The sequence below is a fragment of the Lentzea sp. NBRC 102530 genome, assembly GCF_030269365.1.
GTDB lineage: Bacteria > Actinomycetota > Actinomycetes > Mycobacteriales > Pseudonocardiaceae > Lentzea.
The window spans coordinates 275,661-289,274 of the sequence record NZ_BSTF01000007.1 but is presented as its reverse complement, the minus strand read 5'-3'; the positions used below and the strand labels follow the sequence as shown (position 1 = coordinate 289,274).

Below are 13,614 nucleotides of genomic sequence, written 5' to 3'. Positions count from 1 at the left end.
GGGACCGCCGTAGCCTCGCAACGAATACACGACATCCTGTGTCACGTATTCCCGTAGGGTTCGCGCATGCGTGCCGACCGACTGGTTTCGCTGGTCCTGCTGCTGCGGCGGCACGGACGGCTGTCGGCGACGGCGCTGGCCCGTGAGCTCGAGGTGTCGAACCGGACGGTGTTGCGCGACGTCGAGGCGTTGTCGGCGGCGGGGGTGCCGGTCTACGCCGAACGCGGGCGGCACGGCGGGTTCGCGTTGCTGCCCGGCTTCCGGACGGAGCTGACCGGGCTGAACCACGACGAGGCGCTCGCGTTGCTGGTCGCGGGATCGCGGCGGGGCGCGCAGGTGTTCGGGCTCGGGTCGGCGCTGGCGTCGGCCATGTTGAAGGTCGTGGACGCGTTGCCGGAGAGCTACCGGCAGACGGCGGCGGGGGCGGCCGAGCGGTTGCTGATCGACCCCGCGATCGACCTGCTGGCCCGGCGTGCCGTCGAGGAGGAGCTGCCGGACGAGGTCGTGGCGGAGGTCCGGCGCGCGGTGTTCGCCGGGCGGCGGCTGCGGATCCGGTACGCGGCCGAGAACACCGAACCACGGTGGCGGACGGTGGATCCGATCGGGCTGGTGACCGTGCGGGAGCAGGGATATCTGCTGGCCACGCGGGACGGCGCGGACCGGACGTACCGGTTGTCGCGGATCGTCGCGGCGCAGGAGTTGGACGAACCCGCGGTCAGACCCGACCGCGTCGATCTCGGCCAGGCCTGGCAGGAGCGGAGCACGCGGTTCCGCGCCGGCGAAGATCAGGTCGTCGTCCGGCTGAGGGTGGCTCCGGAACGGCGGGACGAGCTGCTGGGAACGGTGGTGGCCGTGCTCGCCGAGGAGTCCGGCGTGCTGGAGGTCGCGTTTCAGGACGCGCGGCACGCCGAGTGGGCGGTGTGGCGGCTGTCGGCCGGAGTGGAGGTGCTGGCGCCGCGGTGGTTGCGGGCCGCGCTGAGGGAACGGGCGTTGCGGATCGCGGCGCGCTACGAGGAACTCGATGAACGCTGACTTCAGCAGGTACCTGCACTCCCGCGTGCTGTCGGGCATCGGCGCGGTCGTGGCCGTCGTCGCGCTACCGGTGCTCGTCTACCAGCTGACGGGCTCGGCGGGGTGGACCTCCGCGGTCACGGCCGCGGAGGCGTTGCCGTACCTGGTGTTCGGGTTGCCCGCCGGTGCGCTCGCCGACCGGCTCGACCGCCGGAAGATGATGGTGACGTCGGAGCTGACCGTCGCCGTCGTGCTGCTGAGCGTGCCGCTGGCGTGGCTCGCGGACGTGCTCACCGCGCCGCACGTGGTCGCGGCGGGGTTCGCGACGCAGACGGCGTTCGTGTTCTTCAGCGCCGCGAACTTCGGGGCGCTGCCCGCGTTGGTGGGCAAGGAGAAGCTCACCGCCGCCTACTCGACGCTCTTCGGGCGCACGACCGCGGTCGAACTCGTGGTGCCCGGGCTGACCGGGTTGCTCGTGGCGGTCGTGTCCCCGGCGGCGCTGCTGGCGGTGAACGCGCTCACCGGGGTGGGCGCGGTGATGTTGTTGCGGGGCATCACGAGCAGCATGGCGACCCCGCGCAGGGTCGAGGGGGCGGGGCAGCTCGTCGCGGACGTGCGCGAGGGGCTGCGGTTCATGTGGCGCGAGCCGGTCATCCGGCTGCTCACGCTCGTCGGCGCCACGCACTCGGTGGCGTCCGGCGCGTGGATGGCGGTGCTGGTGCCGTTCGCCGACCAGGTCCTCGGCGTGGCACCGAAGGGCGACGTGCGGCTGTCGGCGCTGTTCACCTGCTGGGGGCTGGGCGCGATCATCGCGTCCCGGTTGCTGCCGAAGATCTCGGAGCGCTGGGGCAACGCGCGGGTGGCGCTGGCGGCGTTGCCCCTTTCGTTGCTCGGCGGGGTGTTCGTGCTGCTGAGCCCGCATTGGCTGGTGCTCTGCGTGACGGCGACGGCCTGGGGCGTCACGGGGGCCATCGTGGTGATCAACGGGATCACCTACCGGCAGCAGGTGTGCCCGGACGAGTTGCAGTCGCGGGTCAACACGACGGCCCGGATGATCGCGTGGGGCCTCGGCCAGCCCCTCGGCGCGGCCCTCGCCGGTGTCGTGTCGGTCGCCTCCGGCGATCCGCGAGCCGGGCTGGCCGCCGGGCTCGCGGTGTTCCTCGCCGGGGTGGTGTGGGCCTGGGCCTCACCCGTGCTGCGCGGTCAGAAGTACCGCAACCACACGTAGACCCACGCCATCGCGGTGCTCACCAGCGTCACGACGATGCCGTAGCGGGTGAACTGCCAGAACGTGATCTTGTGGCCCGCGCGGGCCGCGATGCCGAGCGCGACGACGTTGGCGCTCGCGGCGACCGCCGTGCCGTTGCCGCCGAAGTCCGCGCCGAGTGCGAACGCCCACCACAGCGCCTGACCCGTGGCGGCGTCGGGGATCCCCGCCACCATGCCCTCGACGACCGGCGCCATCGTTGCGACGTAAGGGATGTTGTCGAAGAACGCGCCGAGCACGCTGGACCCGAACAGCAACGCCGAGGCGGCCGCGAAGTGGTTGTCGCCGAACGCGGAGACCGCCCACGTGCCGATGGTCTCGATGACGCCCGTGTGCACCAGGCCCGCCACCATCACGAACAGGCCCATGAAGAACGTCAGCGTCGGCCACTCGACCTCGGCCAGCACGTCGTTCACGTCGGCGCGCGTCACCAGCAGCATCACGCCCGCGCCGACCAGCGCGACGATCGCCGGGTCGAGGTGCAGCACCGAGTGCAGGCCGAACCCGAGCACCACACCGGTGAACACGATCAGGCACCGCCGCAGCATCGCGGGATCAGTGATCGCGCGCCGTTCCTGCAACGCCATCACCGACTCGACGTGCTCGGCGTTGTACTGGAACGACTTGCGGAACAACACCTTCGTCAGCAGCACGAACACGATGAACACGACCGCGACGATCGGTGCCATGTGCACCAGGAAGTCCATGAACGACAGTCCGGCCCGGCTGCCGATGATGATGTTCGGCGGGTCACCGATCAACGTGGCCGCGCCACCGATGTTGGACGCGAGCACCTCGGCGATCAGGTACGGCTGCGCGGCGATGCGCAGCCGGTTGCACACCACGATCGTCACCGGGGCGACCAGCATGATCGTGGTGACGTTGTCGAGGAACGGCGAGGCGATGGCGGTGATGATCATCAGCATGACCATCAGCCGGTACGGACGTCCTCGTGCGCGTTTGGCCGCCCAGATGGCGAGGTAGTCGAACACGCCGGTCTGCTTGACGATCCCGACGATGATCATCATGCCGAACAGCAGGAAGATGACGTTCCAGTCGATGCCCTCGTGCTCGGAGAAGAACACATCGGAACCCGGGACCAGGCCGAACACGGCCATCAGCCCCGCGGCCACGAGGACGACCAGTACCTTGTTCGCCTTCTCCGTGGCGATGAAGAAGTACGCGACGAGGAAGATCGTCAGGGCGAGTGCGGCGCTCACGGATCTCCCAACCCGATGGGTGTCACCGCCGGCGCGAGTTCAGCACGCCGGCGGTGACGGGGACGATGGTCAGGTGGGGTTTCAGTCCTCGCCGCTGTAGACAGCGAGCGAGGTGATGAGCCGGTCGAGGGTGATCGCGCCGACGAGTGCTCCCGCGTCGTCGACCACGGCCACCAGCGGACTGTGCTGGCGCGCCATCAGGGCCGCGACCTCCAGCAACGTCGCGTTCGCCCGCACGGTCGCGGGTTTGGCGCGTTGGTGCGGTGCCACGTCGCCGACCGTGCGGTCGGAGAGTTCCATCCAGAACAGGTCGGCGCTGCTCTCGTCGACGACCCGGCAGAGCGCCGGATCGTCCTGGTAGGACTGCGGCACCGCGAGCCGCAGCACCTGCGTGCCGGGCAGCACGGTCCACGGCCGCGCGCGGTCGTCCACCACGATCAGTCCCGGCAGCCTGTTGACCGCCATGACCCGCACCGCCTTGGTGATCGGGTCGTCGACCGTCACGGTCGGGACGTTGATGGCGATGTCGCGTGCCTGCATGGCATCAGCCCGTTCGGTGTGTCCGGCGAGTCCCGCTGTGGACATGACGCCTCCCGTCTCCAGCCAGGTCGTGGTGGAAGTCTGTGCGGGACGGCGTGCCGGAACCATCGGGTTCAACACCCATTTCGGATGTTCCGGACATGTAGGAGATCAGCGGCCGTAGCCCAGGCCGATGAGGCCCGCGACGATCAGGCCCGCGCCGACGAGAACCGCCTGAGGTGCGGTGATGCCGGCTATCAGGAGGGCCAGGGCGACGCCGAGGAAGACCCAGGGGAGGGGGCGGCCGCGCTGCGGGGCCGGGGAGGTCGCGCGCTGGGTGGTGAGGCCGGCGGGGCGGTTGGTGCGGGCCGCGGTGCGGCGGACGCGGGCGGGGAGGCCCGTGCGGGCTGCCGCGCGGCGGAGGCGGGCGACGGCGGGGCGGCCCAGGCGGCCCGTGCGGGCAGCGACGCGGCGGGTGGGCGCGGTGGTGAGGGTGGGCGCGGCGGCGAGCTGGGAAGGTGCGGCGACGCGGCGGGTGGGCGCGGTGGTGAGGTGGGAAGGTGCGGTGCCGCGGCGGGTGGACACGGCGGCGGGCTGGGAAGGTGCGGCGACGCTGCGGGTCGGCGCGGCGGCGAGGTGGCGGGAGTGGCGGACTGGGCTGGGGCGGTCGGTGCGGACCACGGCGCCTCCCAACGGCTGTCGCGGACGGGGGACAGTCGGTGTGGTGCTTCGGTTCGGCAGGAGTTCGCCTTCCGGTGGGCGGGATTCCCCGGGGTTCGGGGCTCGTCTCCCACGATCTCCCGCAGGTGAGCCCGCGGGCGATCCGTCCGGTTGCTCAACTTCTGTCCGTCCCGGCGCACCGTGCAGAGCCGATATGGGTGCTGCCACGGATGTACGCGGGCGGGGGTGAGTCGTCAGCCTCGCAGGCGTGCTGGCCAGTGATCACCTCGCGACGGCGCGCGCCTCGGCGCCGGAGCGGACCTATCGCCCGGAACTGCAGGGTCTGCGCGCGGTCGCCGCGTTGCTCGTGGTGGTCTACCACGTGTGGCTGGGCCGGGTCTCCGGTGGCGTGGACGTGTTCTTCCTGATCTCCGGGTTCCTCGTGACGGGGCAGCTCGTGCGGGCGACCGGCCGGGGACGGCTCGACCTGCGGGTCGTGTGGAGCCGGATGGCGAAGCGGCTGCTGCCCGCCGCGTTCGTGGTGCTCGGGGTGACGCTGGCCGTCGCCGCCTGGTGGTTGCCGGAGATCCGGTGGGCGCAGACGGTGCGCGAGATCGTCGCGTCGGCGTTGTTCGTGGAGAACTGGCAGCTGACGATGGACTCCACCGACTACTACGCGCAGAACGCGCAGGCGAGTGTGGTGCAGCACTTCTGGTCGTTGTCGATCCAGGGGCAGTTCTACCTGTTGTGGCCGTTGCTGGTGCTGGTGGTGACCCTGCTCCGGCGGAACCTCACCCGAGTGCTCGGCGCGGTTTTCGTGCTGTCGTTCGGTTTCTCGGTGTGGCTCACCGCGGTGGACCAGCCGCTCGCCTACTTCCACACGGCGACGCGCCTGTGGGAGTTCGCGTTCGGCGGCCTGCTGGCGATCGCGGTGGCGAAGATCGACCTCGCGGGTCCGGTGAGGACGGTGCTCGGGTGGGCCGGGCTGCTCGGGCTCGTGGTGTGCGGGATGGTGCTGGACGTCGGCGCGGGCTTCCCCGGGTTCCTCGCCTTGTGGCCGACGGCCTGTGCCGCCGCGGTGATCACGGCCGGGACGTCGGGCAGCAGGGTCGGCGCGGATCGGCTGCTGGCCAGCGAACCGTTGCGGTACCTGGGAGATCTCAGCTACGCGCTCTACCTGTGGCACTGGCCGGTGCTCATCTGCTGGCTCGTGCTGCGCGGCCGCACCGACGTCGGACCGGCCGGCGGCGTCGCGATCATCGGTGTGTCGCTGCTGCTCGCGGCGGCCACGCACCACCTCGTCGAGGAACCCGTGCGCCGGTCGGGGTGGCGCGCCCGCACGATCACGGCAGCCCTGCTCACCGCTCTGCTCACGGCAGCGCTGGTGATCCAGCCGGCCGGGCCGCGCGAGGTCGCCGCGCAGGTCGCGGCCACCGACTTCGCGGGGCTCGAAGGACAGCACTGCGAGACGCCGCAGCCGGAACTCGACGTCTGCTACGGGCCCGTCGAAGGAACTCCGGCCAAACGGATCGTGCTGGTCGGCGACTCGCACGTCCAGCAGTACCTGGCGGCGTTCACGCCGATCGCCGAGCGCCGGAACTGGCAGCTGATCACCATGCTCAGGTCCGCGTGCCCGTTCTCCACGCGGTCGGAGAAGTACCCGGACGACGAGTCGTGCGTGCGGTTCGGGAACAACGCGGCGGACGAGATCATCGCGCTGCGTCCGGATTTCGTGTTCACGCTGGCGAGCCGTGACGTCCAGGTCGGGCTGACCGAGGTGACGCCTCCCGGGTTCGTCGAACGCTGGCGGCAGCTCGACGCCGAGCAGATCCCGGTGATCGCGGTGCGGGACAACCCGCGCTACGCCTTCTCGGTCCTCGACTGCGTCCAGGTGCACGGCGCCGCCGACCGGTGCGGCGCGCCCAGAGCCGAGTTGCTGGCGCCCACACCGCCTTACGCGTTGCTCGACGTGCCGGGCAACGTCTCGTTCGTGGACTTCAGCGACCAGCTCTGCACCGAACTGCAGTGCCCGCCGGTGATCGGCGACCTGCTGGTCAACTTCGACGACAACCACGTGAGCGCCACGTACATGCGCTCGATGTCGGACGCCGTCGAGGCGGCGCTCGACGCGGTCACCGGAGCGTGATCCGTGAATTTCCCGGTTGTTGTGAAGAGGTCATGAAGATCGCGGACAGGACGATTCGGGCGCCCTAGTTTCGAGGCCCATGTACAGAAAACGAAGCGCGGCACTGTCCGCCGCGCTCCTCGTCTCGCTCACCGCGGCCACGCCCGCGTCGGCTGACGCCGCTGTGCCGCAGGCGGCGGGCACACCCGGCACGGTCACACTGATCACCGGTGACCAGGTCGACGTCACGGGCGACCAGGTCGCGAACGTGCGCATGGCCAAGGGCCGAGAGCAGCTGCGCGCGTGGCGCTACCGGCTGGGCGGTCATGACCACGTCGTGCCGCAGGACGCGGTCGCGGACCTCCAGGCCGGCCGGCTCGACCCGCGGCTGTTCGACGTCACCGGGCTCGTCCAGCAGGGCTACGACGACCGCACCGAACCGACCGTGCCGACGATCGTCACCGGCACCGCCGCCCGTGCGCTGACCACCGCGGCCGTCAACGCCGTCTACGTCCCGAAGGCCGAAGCCGCTCAACGGTGGCGCGATCGCGGTGTCGCTCGTCTCGCCGCACCCGAGAAGATCTGGCTGAACGGCCGGGTGCGCGCGTCGCTCGACGAGAGCGTGAAGCAGATCGGCGCGCCCGCCGCGTGGCAGGCCGGGTTCCGCGGTGACGGCGTGAAGGTCGCCGTGCTCGACTCCGGCTACGACCAGGCACATCCCGACCTGAAGTCCGTTGTGGACGGTTCCGCCGACTTCACCGGCGAGGGTGTGCAGGACACCGACGGCCACGGCACGCATGTCGCCAGCACCATCGCCGGCAGCGGCGCCGCCTCACAGGGCCGTTACCAGGGCGTCGCTCCGGGCGCGAGGTTGTTGGTGGGCAAGGTCCTCGGCCAGTTCGGCGGTCGCGAGGACTGGGTCGTCAACGGTATGAGGTGGGCCGTGGAGCAGGGCGCCGACGTCGTCAACATGAGCCTCGGCGGTGGCATCGGCGACGGCCAGGACCTGATGTCCCAGACGCTGGACGAGCTGTCCGCGTCGAGCGGCACGCTGTTCGTCGTGGCCGCGGGCAACAACGGGGTGCGCGAGTCCGTCGGCTCGCCCGGCGCCGCGGACCGCGCGCTGACCGTGGCGAACGTCGACAAGAGGGACCAGCTCAACGGCACCTCCAGTCAGGGCCCGCGCCGTGGTGACTTCGGCCTGAAGCCGGAGATCGCGGCACCGGGCACGGACATCGTCGCCGCGCGCGCCGCCGGGACGTGGGACGAGTACGCGGTGGGCGCGAGCTACGCGCAGGTCTCCGGCACCTCGATGTCGTCACCGCACGTCGCCGGTGCCGCCGCGATCCTGGCGCAGCAGCACCCGGACTGGACCGGCGACCAGATCAAGAACGCGCTGGTCGGGTCGTCGAAACGGCTGCCGGGCATCTCCACGCTCGCGCAGGGCGCGGGCAGGCTCGACGTCGCCAGGGCCGTAGCGCAGCGGGTGCGGGTCGAAGGCCTGGCCGGGTTCGGTGCGACCTACGGGTCCGCCGAGACCAGGCGGACCCTCAAGTACGTCAACTCCGGCACCACACCGGTCACGTTGGCACTGGAGCTCGACACCAATCACAACGCGCTCTTCACCGTGGCCGAGTCGGTCACCGTCCCCGCGGGCGGGTCGACGACGGTCGAGCTGGTCGCGCGTCCCGGTGACCGGCCGCCGGGCGAGGTCAGCGGAGCGTTCCTCGCGCGGGCCGGTGACGTGGTGCTGACGACGCCGGTGACAGGGCAGTTCAACGCCGAGCGCCGGACGCTGACGGTCAAGGTGCCGACGAGGTCGGGCACGCCGTTCCAGACGCTGGTGATCGTGCAGGACGAGCGCACGGGACAGGGCTACCAGGCGTTCACCGACACGGAGGAGGTGAGCCTCACCGTGCCGCGCGGTCAGTACCGGGTGCTCGGCTACATCGGTGACCTGGTGGGCGGTGACACGATGTTCGTGCAGCGCGCGGACGTCGTGAACGACACGACCGTCGAGGTGGACACGAAGTCGGGCAAGCCCGTCACCGTCGGCGTGGACGACCCCGACGCGCGGGCGCAGCTCGGCGGCGGGTTCGGCCTCGTCTCGGACCCCGACGAGGCGGGACCTATGGAGGCGGCGGCCATCGTGCGCGGCGGCGGCGTGCCGAGGGAAGGCGCCCGGCTCCACAGCGTCGCCGCACCGGCGATGCGCGGCCTGTCGCTCACGAACCTGAGCTACTTCAACCACCCGTGGGCGTTGACGACCGTCGCCGGCACCGGCGGGTTCGAGATCGGCGAGACGTACTTCCCGTGGGCGCGCGACTTCTCCGGCACGTACACGGGCAGGCTGGTGGGGGTCGGCGAGGCGGACAAAGCCTCGATCGACGCGGCCGGTGACGTCTCCGGTGCCATCGCCGTGATCGCGCCGAAGAACTGGGACGACCCGGCGTTCCCACCGGACGGGCAGGTGGCCGCGGGCATCGAACTGCTCGAGGCACGTGGCGCGCTGGCCGTGCTGTCGCACTTCACCTCCACGCGCCCGGACGGTTCCGGCGTGGAACCCGTGCTGCCACTGGGCCTCGTCTTCAACTCGGCCGAGTTGCGCAGGATCCAGGAGCTGATGGCGCAGCGGAGTGTCGAAGCCACGATGTCGGTGCGTCCCAACAGCCCGGTCGCGTACTTCCTCGCGGAGGAGGTCGAGGGCCTGCCCGGCGGGCACGCCTTCCGGTACTCGAAGGCACGCCTCGGCCGGTTCGAACGCAGGCTCGTCGACACGATGCCGGCCGGCACCTACCGGTTCGGCAGCGCTTCGTGGACGCTCGGCGGTATGCGCGCCGGTGCCGACGTGGAGTCGAAATGGCCGCAGCGCCGCACCGACTACGTCAGCCCCGGTGCGGGCGTGACGCTGTTCGACTCGGGATCGTTCCTGGACAACGGGGATCTCGGCTACATCGAGATCACGTCGCCGGAGCCGTTGCGGGCGGGCGAGAAGCGGACGTCGCGGGTGTTCGCGGCGCCGTTCGGGCCGGAGCTCACCACGCAGCCGGTCTCGCGCGACGACGGCAAGCCGATCCCGTGGGCGTACCGCAAGGGCGACCGGATCTCGTTGATGGTGCCCATGTTCGCCGACAGCGACCCCGGCACGATGAGCTCGTACAACCCCTCGAACACCGGCACGACCGTGTTGTCCAAGGACGGCAAGGAGATCGCGCGCGGTGACCGTCCGGCGCTCGGCTCGTACGACGTGCCCGCCGGACCCGGCTGGATGACGCTCACCGCGGAGGCTTCGCGGCCGACGGGCAACATGTCACCCGCGCTGTCACCGAAGGTGCGGTCGGAGTGGAGGTTCCACACGCGGTCCGGCACCGACGAACGGGCGGCGTTGCCGTTGCTCGACATCCGGTACGCGCTGGAACTCGACGACCACAACACCGCGCATGGTCCGGTGCGTGGCACGGTGTCCGTCGCGCACCAGCCCGGCGTCGCTCCGGCCAGGGCGCGGTCGATCGAGGTCGAGGTGTCGTTCGACGACGGCGCTTCGTGGCAGCGGGTCAAGGTCTCCGGCGGCGGCAGGCTGGAGATCCCGGCCGGACCGGCGGGCTTCGCGTCGTTGCGGGCCAAGGCGGTCGACCTGCTGGGCAACTCGGTGACGGAGACGATCACCAAGGCCTACGCGGTCAGGTAGGAACCGGGGTGCCCCGCTCGGGGGCGGGGCACCCCGGATCTGCGAGCTCTAGCTGAGGTGGTGCACCTCCTGCAGGCCGTAGACCGGCGTCGGGAGGCCCTCGAAGCGTGCTTTCAGCTGCAGCGCCAGGAAGAGCGAGTAGTAGCGCGACTGGTGCAGGTTGCCGCCGTGGAACCACAGGCCGGGCTGCTGGGTCGGCTTCCACATGTTGCGCTGCTCGCCCTCCCACGGGCCGGGGTCCTTGGTGGTACCGGAGCCGAGGCCCCAGCACTTGCCGACGCGGTCGGCCATCTCCTGGCCCGCGAGGTCGGCGACCCAGCCGTTCATCGAGCCGTAGCCGGTGGCGTAGACGACGAGGTCCGCCTCCAGTTCGGTGCCGTCGGCGAGCACCACGGCGTTCTTCGTGAGCCGGTCGACCTGGCCGCGGACGAGCTTGATCTTGCCGTCGGCCACGAGTTCCGAGGCGCCCACGTCGATGTAGTAGCCGGAGCCGCGGCGCAGGTACTTGAGGAACAGCCCCGAGTCGTCGTCGCCCCAGTCGAGGTCGAAGCCCGCCTTCTCCAGGCGTGCGTAGAAGTCCGCGTCGCGTTCCTTGATCTGCTGGTACACCGGGATCTGGAACTGCGGCAGGATCCGGTAGGGCAGGGAGGCGAAGATCGTGTCGGCGCGGTCGGTCGTGACGCCGGCGGCCACGGCCCGTTCGGAGTAGAGGTCGCCCAGGGCGATGTCCATCAACGAGTCCGAGCGCACGATGTGCGTCGACGAGCGCTGCACCATCGTGACGTCCGCGCCGTGTTCCCACAGGGCCGCGCAGATGTCGTGAGCGGAGTTGTTCGAGCCGATGACGACGGCCTTGCGCCCGGCGTACTTCTCGGGTCCGGGGTGCTGTGACGAGTGGTGCTGGTCGCCCTCGAAGACGTCCGCGCCGGGGAACGCGGGGATGTTCGCCTTGCCGGACATGCCCGTCGCGAACACGAGTTGCTTGGGGCTCAGCGTGATCTCTTCACCGTCGCGAACGACTCGTACCGTCCACTGCGTACCGTCGTAGGAGGCCTCCTTGACCTCGCTGCGGGTCCAGTACGGCACCTCCATCACGCGGGTGTACATCTCCAGCCAGTCCGCGATCTTGTCCTTGGGCGCGAACACCGGCCAGTTGTCGGGGAACGGGAGGTACGGCAGGTGGTCGTACCAGACGGGGTCGTGCAGGCAGAGGCTCTTGTACCGCTTGCGCCACGAGTCGCCGGCCCGGTCGTTGCGCTCCAGCACCAGCGCGGGCACCCCGAGCTGCCGCAGCCGTGCACCCAGCGCGATGCCGCCCTGCCCGCCGCCGATCACCACGACGTACGGCTGCCGCTCGTACCCGAGTTCGGCCTGCTCGCGCTCGCGTTCCTCGGCCCAGGAGAGGCGGTCCTCGATCACCCCGTGCCGCACGCCCTTGGGCCGCGTGTCCTTCTTGCGCTCCTCGAACCCCTTCAACTCGTAGAGGCTCGTCAGCAACGTCCACGCGCCCTCGTCGTTGAGCCGCAGGTGCCCGCGACACCGCCCGGCCGCCGTCTCGAACTCGAGCCACGCCTCGACGACGCCGTCCGCCTCCGTCGGCGTCTCGGTGGTGCGGAACCGCGCCGGGTCGGTGCCGTCGAGGCACGCGCTGAGGAGGTCCGCGACGCCCTCGCGGCCCTCGACGGTCTTGATGTTCCAGGTGAAGGCGACCAGATCACGCCAGTAGCTGTCGGTCGCGAACAGGCCTGCGGCGGCGTCGACGTCCCTCGCTTTCAGTGCGGCCTCGAACTGTTCGAGCCAGGCATCCACGCGGGCCTGCGCCGTGCGTTCCACGGTCTGCGTCATCGCCGCTCCTCATCGCTCGTCCTGCCCCGATTCACCTCCTCGCCGCGCCTCGGCGAAACCGTTGCACCGGATTGCACGCCTGGGTCATGCTCGACCGGTGAGCGTGCCCAGGGCAGTGCCGCCCGGTCAGCACCTGCCCACGTATGCCCGCGAACTCGTGCGCATGCACGACGCGGTCATCGCGGGCAGTCGCTCCGTCCTGCGCCCGCGAGCCCTGGTGTCCCGCTCCTGGAACCGGGTCCTGGACCTGGGCCTGAGGGCGGACGGCGTCAACACCCGCGACTGGCTCAGCGAAACCGAGATCGCCCGTCGCCAGGAGGAATCGCCTTTGCGCGAGGTCGTCCCAGACCTGCGCTCGGTCGTGGGCGGGCTGGCCGACGCCTCCCAACTCCTGCTGGTCGTCACCGACCACGAGGGCGTCATCCTGTGGCGCTCCGGCACCCCGGCCGTCCGCCGCCGAGCCGACGCACTGGGGTTCTTCGAGGGCGCCGACTGGACCGAGCGCCGGGTCGGCACCAACGCCATCGGGACCGCGCTGGCCGAGGCCGCGCCGGTGGAGTTGCTGGCGGGGGAGCACTTCGAGCAGGGCCAGCACCCCTGGTACTGCACGGCGACCCCGGTCCACGACCCGCGCACCGGAGCGTTGCTCGGGGTGATCGACGTGAGCGGCCCGGCGTTGACCCTGCACCCGGCGATCGGGGCGCTGGTGGAGACCGGGCGCATGCTGGCCGAGTCGCGGCTGTGGCGCTACCACCGGGAACGGCTCGAACGGCTGCGTTCCGCCGTTCTGCTCACCGGGCCTTCGCTGGTCGTCGACGACCACGGCTGGGTGGCCGCGGCGCACGGGGTGGCCGTCGGGGAACGCATCGCGGCTCCGGTGGCGGGGCTTCCCCTCGCGGTGCCCGGCCTCGGAGCCTGCACGCCGGAGCGGCTGGCCGGCGGCTGGGTGATCCGGCCCTGCTCGGCGGACCGGGCCGTTCGCCTCGAACTGGACCTCACGGGCACTCCGCAGGTCCGGCTGGCCGGCGGTGACGCGGAGTGGCGGCGGACGGTGACGCGCCGGCACGCGGAGATCCTGGTGTTGCTGCACCGGGCCGGACGGGTGGGGCTGTCCGCCGAGGCGTTGAGCAACGCGCTGTACGGGGACGCCGAGCACGTCGTCACGGTGCGGGCGGAGGTGTCGCGGTTGCGGCGGCTGCTCGGGGCGTTGGTGCAGACGCGGCCTTACCGATTGTCGAGCGACGTGCGGATGTCGGTCGTCGAGTAGCCGGATCGGGTC

Annotated in this window: 9 protein-coding genes; 5 read left to right on the top strand and 4 right to left on the bottom strand. The window is 71.0% G+C overall.

Translation table 11 applies throughout. The annotated features are described in order from the left end of the window. The first annotated feature begins 66 nt into the window (after positions 1-66). Complete coding sequence (locus QSK25_RS20895; RefSeq protein ID WP_285640473.1) at positions 67-1,032, top strand: helix-turn-helix transcriptional regulator; 966 nt, start codon at positions 67-69, stop codon at positions 1,030-1,032. Continuing rightward, positions 1,022-2,239, top strand: a complete 1,218-nt coding sequence (locus QSK25_RS20890; protein ID WP_285640471.1) for an MFS transporter — start codon at positions 1,022-1,024, stop codon at positions 2,237-2,239. The genes QSK25_RS20895 and QSK25_RS20890 overlap by 11 nt, the downstream gene beginning before the upstream one ends. Here QSK25_RS20890 and QSK25_RS20885 read toward each other — a convergent pair. From QSK25_RS20885 to QSK25_RS20875, 3 genes are all read right to left on the bottom strand, one after another. After that, a complete protein-coding gene (locus tag QSK25_RS20885; RefSeq protein ID WP_285640469.1) occupies positions 2,215-3,498 on the bottom strand; it encodes an ArsB/NhaD family transporter in 1,284 nt (427 codons plus the stop codon). The genes QSK25_RS20890 and QSK25_RS20885 overlap by 25 nt on opposite strands. Positions 3,499-3,579: 81 nt before the next feature. Next, positions 3,580-4,083 carry a CBS domain-containing protein gene (locus tag QSK25_RS20880; protein ID WP_285640468.1) on the bottom strand — a complete coding sequence of 168 codons (504 nt, stop codon included), beginning with the start codon at positions 4,081-4,083 and terminating at the stop codon, positions 3,580-3,582. A 105-nt stretch (positions 4,084-4,188) separates the two neighbouring features. After that, positions 4,189-4,698 (bottom strand): ribosomal eL19 family protein, encoded by a 510-nt coding sequence (locus tag QSK25_RS20875; RefSeq protein WP_285640467.1) that lies wholly within the window; start codon positions 4,696-4,698, stop codon positions 4,189-4,191. A 247-nt stretch (positions 4,699-4,945) separates the two neighbouring features. On the opposite strand from QSK25_RS20875, the gene QSK25_RS20870 reads away from it, so the two are divergent. Together QSK25_RS20870 and QSK25_RS20865 are read left to right on the top strand one after the other, a co-directional pair. After that, positions 4,946-6,823 carry an acyltransferase family protein gene (locus tag QSK25_RS20870; RefSeq protein WP_285640466.1) on the top strand — a complete coding sequence of 626 codons (1,878 nt, stop codon included), beginning with the start codon at positions 4,946-4,948 and terminating at the stop codon, positions 6,821-6,823. A gap of 79 nt (positions 6,824-6,902) precedes the next feature. Continuing rightward, positions 6,903-10,490, top strand: coding sequence for a S8 family peptidase (locus QSK25_RS20865; RefSeq protein ID WP_285640464.1), 3,588 nt, complete (start codon positions 6,903-6,905; stop codon positions 10,488-10,490). A gap of 48 nt (positions 10,491-10,538) precedes the next feature. On the opposite strand, the gene QSK25_RS20860 is transcribed toward QSK25_RS20865, so the two are convergent. Then, complete coding sequence (locus QSK25_RS20860; protein ID WP_285640462.1) at positions 10,539-12,335, bottom strand: NAD(P)/FAD-dependent oxidoreductase; 1,797 nt, start codon at positions 12,333-12,335, stop codon at positions 10,539-10,541. A 97-nt stretch (positions 12,336-12,432) separates the two neighbouring features. Here QSK25_RS20860 and QSK25_RS20855 point away from each other — a divergent pair, with 97 nt between their 5' ends. Continuing rightward, complete coding sequence (locus tag QSK25_RS20855; protein WP_285640460.1) at positions 12,433-13,602, top strand: helix-turn-helix domain-containing protein; 1,170 nt, start codon at positions 12,433-12,435, stop codon at positions 13,600-13,602. The last annotated feature ends 12 nt before the right edge of the window (positions 13,603-13,614 follow it).